This is a genomic window from Nitratidesulfovibrio liaohensis, assembly GCF_011682075.1.
Taxonomy (GTDB): domain Bacteria; phylum Desulfobacterota; class Desulfovibrionia; order Desulfovibrionales; family Desulfovibrionaceae; genus Cupidesulfovibrio; species Cupidesulfovibrio liaohensis.
The window spans coordinates 1-1,858 of sequence record NZ_VSMK01000483.1 but is presented as its reverse complement, the minus strand read 5'-3'; the positions used below and the strand labels follow the sequence as shown (position 1 = coordinate 1,858).

Below are 1,858 nucleotides of genomic sequence, written 5' to 3'. Positions count from 1 at the left end.
GCAGGCCGCCCGGCAGGTGCTGCTGTACGTGGCCGTGCGCAACGAGACCGCAACCACCCGCCTGCTGGACGCCGCCTGGGCGGACGGCAAGCAGGTGCTGCTGCCGCGCTGCGTGACGCGCTCTGCCACGGCGGCAGCGGCCACGAACTCCGAATCACCCGCATCCGGCTCCACATCGGCCTCCGCACCCTCCGCAACTGGCTCCGCATCCCCCGCCTCCAACTGCGACAACGAAATGTGCCTGGCCCCCTGCGCCTGCGCGGCGGACCTCAAGCCGGGGCGCTACGGCATCGCGGAGCCGGACCCCACCCGCTGCCCGGCCATCGACATGAATGCCGCGCCCGGTTCCGCGTCCTCCTTCGCACCCGGCCTTGCCGTCATTCCCGGCGTGGCCTTCGACCGGCAGGGCAACCGCCTTGGCCACGGCGCGGGCTACTACGACCGATTCCTGGCCCACCCGGCCATGGCCCGCACCGCGCTGGTGGGGCTGGCCTACGCGTTCCAGATCGTACCGGCGCTGCCCGTGGCCCCATGGGACCGCCCCGTCCATGCACTGTGCACCGAGGAGGGACTGACATGGCTGTAATCACCCCGTCGCTGGCCTTTCCGCCGCTTTCCCGTACCGGCGCCCCCGTCGCCTTACCGGATGACGTCACCCCACGCTGCATCCGCTTCGCCTTTCCAGGTGTGCCGGGGGTACATTGCGCCTTCCAGACCCGGCGCGGCGGCATCTCCGACGGCCCGTGGGCCGGGGGCAACATTTCCTACGAGGTGGGCGACGACTCCGCCGCCGTGGCCGCCAACCGCGCCGCCCTGGCCGCCAGCCTGGACCTGTCCGAATGGGTAGAGGCCAAGCAGGTGCACGGCGATGCCCTAATCATCGACCCGGAACCGGTGCAACTGGCCGCCGCGCTGGCCGCAACCCCGGTGGCCCAGGCCGACGGCCTTGCCACCGCGCGCCCCGGCGTGGGGCTGGTCATCAAGACGGCGGACTGCCAGCCCATTTTGCTGGCGCATGAAAGCGGCAAATACGTGGCCGCGCTGCACGCCGGGTGGCGGGGCAACCGCATCGGCTTTCCGCAGTCGGGCGTGCGCGCCTTTTGCGAACGCTACGGCTTTCCCCCGCAAGAGGTGCTGGCCGTGCGCGGCCCCAGCCTTGGCCCGGCGGCGGCGGAATTCGTCAACTTCGCCACGGAATGGGGGCAGGACTTCGCCCGCTGGTTCCGCTCGGCCAGCCGCACCATGGACCTGTGGACGCTGACCCGCCACCAGCTTGCCGAGGCAGGCCTGCTGCCGGAGCGCATCTTCGGGCTGGACCTGTGCACCCACTCCCTGTCCGACGACTTCTTCTCCTACCGCCGCGCCGCCACCACCGGGCGGCAGGCGTCCATCATCTGGATGGAGGGGTAGGGGCTGTTTCTAAATTGTCCTTTCGCTCGTTGGCGGACCGACCCGAAGGGCGCGAAGCGTGCCCGTTAGGTAAGCTTGCGAACCTTACGGGCATCGTGCGCAATGCGGTCAAACTTCGCCATCCATTTCGGTCAAATACGATAAGAGCACGTTTTACGGTCGCTATCCGTAAGCCTCGCGCTACGCGCTCGCCTGACGGTTACCGCACTCCCTCATGGCAGGCTCGTTTTTCTTGCCAACGAATGAAAACCCTGTTTTAGAAACAGCCCCTAGCCCGGCCACCACCGCATGCGCATCCTGCTTGCCGACAACCACGACAGCTTCACGCGCAACCTCGAACACCTGCTGGTGGCCGCCACCGGCTGCGTGCCCGTGGTCATGCCGGTGGACCGGCTGGACGAGGCCACGACCGGCTGGCCCCATGCGCCCGGCGGCCCGGCCCCCGCAG

Annotated in this window: 2 protein-coding genes; both read left to right on the top strand. The window is 69.2% G+C overall.

All coding sequences use genetic code 11. The features are described from left to right. Positions 1–586: 5-formyltetrahydrofolate cyclo-ligase (locus FVW27_RS14575; protein WP_167126440.1), on the top strand; the 586-nt coding region annotated here is incomplete at its 5' end. Next, positions 577–1,410, top strand: coding sequence for a purine nucleoside phosphorylase YfiH/LACC1 family protein (locus FVW27_RS14570; RefSeq protein ID WP_167126437.1), 834 nt, complete (start codon positions 577–579; stop codon positions 1,408–1,410). The genes FVW27_RS14575 and FVW27_RS14570, both read left to right, overlap by 10 nt. Positions 1,411–1,858: the final 448 nt, after the last annotated feature.